General features: G+C 30.5%; 5 protein-coding genes. 2 read left to right on the top strand and 3 right to left on the bottom strand.

The genetic code is table 11. The features are described from left to right. Window positions 1–172: 172 nt before the first annotated feature. On the bottom strand, window positions 173–460 hold the full coding sequence (locus tag Q326_RS0114780; protein WP_026896059.1) for a hypothetical protein: 288 nt from the start codon (window positions 458–460) through the stop codon (window positions 173–175). 197 nt (window positions 461–657) lie between these two features. Here Q326_RS0114780 and Q326_RS0114775 point away from each other — a divergent pair, with 197 nt between their 5' ends. After that, window positions 658–888, top strand: a complete 231-nt coding sequence (locus Q326_RS0114775) for a helix-turn-helix domain-containing protein (protein WP_026896058.1) — start codon at window positions 658–660, stop codon at window positions 886–888. Between the two features lie 149 nt (window positions 889–1,037). Beyond that, window positions 1,038–1,352 carry a helix-turn-helix domain-containing protein gene (locus Q326_RS0114770; RefSeq protein WP_026896057.1) on the top strand — a complete coding sequence of 105 codons (315 nt, stop codon included), beginning with the start codon at window positions 1,038–1,040 and terminating at the stop codon, window positions 1,350–1,352. On the opposite strand, the gene Q326_RS0114765 is transcribed toward Q326_RS0114770, so the two are convergent. Further along, the gene (locus tag Q326_RS0114765) at window positions 1,341–1,790 is read right to left on the bottom strand and encodes a VanZ family protein (RefSeq protein WP_026896056.1); all 450 of its coding nucleotides are present in this window, start codon (window positions 1,788–1,790) and stop codon (window positions 1,341–1,343) included. The two genes, Q326_RS0114770 and Q326_RS0114765, sit on opposite strands and share 12 nt — an antisense overlap. A gap of 407 nt (window positions 1,791–2,197) precedes the next feature. Beyond that, window positions 2,198–2,617: an FAD synthase family protein gene (locus Q326_RS0114760; RefSeq protein ID WP_026896055.1), complete on the bottom strand. Its 420-nt coding sequence runs from the start codon at window positions 2,615–2,617 to the stop codon at window positions 2,198–2,200. Window positions 2,618–2,716: the final 99 nt, after the last annotated feature.

The following is a 2,716-nucleotide window of genomic DNA, read 5'->3' as shown; positions in this document are numbered from 1 at the left end:
TATTAACAATTAGGGTTATATAAAAAGAACTAATCTTTTTAATTTGATTAGTTCTTTTCTGTTGCAATAAATATATCTGTAGTCTTTAGTTTATTAATTCATTTTTTAGTTTGTCTTCTATGTTTTATAGGTTCTCATTCATATCTTATAAAGTTTAAAAGTGAGCCTGACCCTATTTAACTACCTTATTTCTCTCAAATTCTAATCTCATGCCATCCTTTATGCCCTGTTCATATATGATATTTCTTATGAGTTCATTTTGTCTTTCTTGGATGGATTCATAATCATCTATATAATGTCTATATTCCTCTGGGAGTCTATTCTTTATTGCTTTGTACAGTGTAATTAAATTATGTCTCAAATTGCAGTATTCATGATTTTTTAGTAACTCATTGTCCCCTATGTCATCTAATCTCATAAATACCATTTCATCAAATAGTTCATTGAGATCTTTCAACATAATCTCCCCCCTTTATCCCACAATATTAATAATAGGCTTTATCTTTATCAGTTGTATTAATATTAATAAATTGGTAAAATGTTATCATAAAGATTATCCCCATAAACTTTATGATATCTTAAATAATATACTTCGCTATTAGCCTACTATACTTTATATTGTATGTAGCTATTAGCGAAATGTCAAGGAGATTTTATATGTTTTCAAAAGAGACTTTTGCTAATCGTGTCAAAACATTACGCAAAGAAAAGAATATTAAACAATCTGAATTGGGAAATATAGTTGGTCTTACCCATACAGCAATAAGTGATATTGAAAGAGGTAGACGAACTACAACTATGGAAAAACTAGATGCCCTAGCGAATTTTTTTGAAGTTTCAGTAGACTATCTGATGGGTAGAACCGATGATCCAAGATTTAATAAGTAGTAGAATATCTCTATCTATAATTTTATTCTAATTTGGGATAATTGTCAATATTTTTATTCTATTTTAGAAAAATAATTGTTTTATTTTACCTTTGTAGTTACAATAAAACTATAGATTATTCTAAATTAGAATGTTAGGAGAATATAATAATGGATGTTGGTCACAAGATTAAATGCCTTAGAAAAGAACACAATATAACTACTAAAGAATTGGCCGATAAATGCAATATCTCTCAGCCAGTTATTAGTAAATTAGAAAATGGTAATCGCATCCCAGATGTTCCAACATTACAAAAGATATGCAATGTATTTGATATTACATTGTCAGATTTTTTTGCTGATAATACATCAGAAACAATAGATAATAGTTTGAAGGAACTTTTGGACAGTGCAAAATCCTTAACTCCCGAACAATTAAAGGCACTTTCAGCCTTTCTAAAAACAATTCACCCCTCATCTCTTTAAGACAAGGGGTGAAATTATTAGATACATCAAAATACCAACAATAGTCCCTGCACTATCTATAAATACATCCTTAATTTGAGGACCTCTCCCTGGTACAAACATTTGGTGTACTTCATCTGATATAGCATATAACACACAAATAAATAGTGTCAAAGCTACACTCTTATATCCACATTTTCCACTTGCATTTAACGCATTGATTACTAATATGCCCAATATCAAATAAGCGAAAAAATGGGCGTTTTTTCTCAATATATGATTAAACCTTCTAATATTAAAATTAGCTTTAGGATTAACCTTTTCAACAGTATCCACAATAATCTTTGTTACACCTTTGCTCAAATCATTGGACTTCTCCACAACCTGAGATGACAACAAAAATATAATTGCCATCCAGACAACCACTAATGTCCAAGATATGCTTTTGTATAGATTCATAATTTAATCTTCCATTCGTGATGTTATAAATACATTTTTTGATTTTTGTCCTATGTTTTATACATTCTCATTCATATCTCATATAGTTTAAAAATGAGCCTGACCCTATTTAACTATATCAAGCATCGTATCATCTAATTTTTCCACTTAATCGCCCCCCCATATCTCATCCATCAATACAATATTCTGTTAGTTAATTCCCTTTTAAAATAAACGGACACTACATATCTGTTCATGCCCGTTATCTTCGTCACGTTAATCGTTACTGTACCCTCTATACTTTTATCAGTCCCCATCCTCCTATGTGGAATAGTTTCTTGGTGACTTGGGGCTCAGGGATACTTGGTGCTCGATCAAACTAATCTTAACAAAATTGTATCCTAACACATAAGGGGACGAAGTTTGCTTTATTTCTCGCTACGAAGATTCAATAGTGTTTCGTTAATCAATGTTGATGAAGTCCCCTTATGATATGGGAAATAAATAATTCTTACACCTACTTCATTAAACTGTTTCTCAAAATTATTCCATTTTTCAGTATTATACCAGTCGTCTCCAACGAACATAACATCAAATTTCAATTTCTTCCAAGCCTCAAATTTATCCATACTTTCTTGAGCGATAGCAGCGTCAACATACTTGATGTTTCTTACAATCTCCAGTCTTTCGTCAAACGGAATAACCGCTTTTTTATTTTTGTATGAGACAAGATCGTCTGTTGTTACTCCTACAACTAGTTTATCACACATTGATTTTGCGTTTTTCAGCATATTCAAATGTCCAATATGAAACAAATCAAATACCCCTGTCGTGTAACCAATAATCATAATTTTCATCTCCTCGTATAATATGTTTAGAACCACTCTTAAAAGTGTTCTAAGCATATTAATTTATTTTATTTCTTATTACACTTTTACAAAGAGATA

Origin of the sequence: Clostridiisalibacter paucivorans DSM 22131 (assembly GCF_000620125.1) — a bacterium.
GTDB classification, from domain to species: domain Bacteria; phylum Bacillota; class Clostridia; order Tissierellales; family Clostridiisalibacteraceae; genus Clostridiisalibacter; species Clostridiisalibacter paucivorans.
This window is presented reverse-complemented; position numbering and strand designations above follow the sequence as displayed.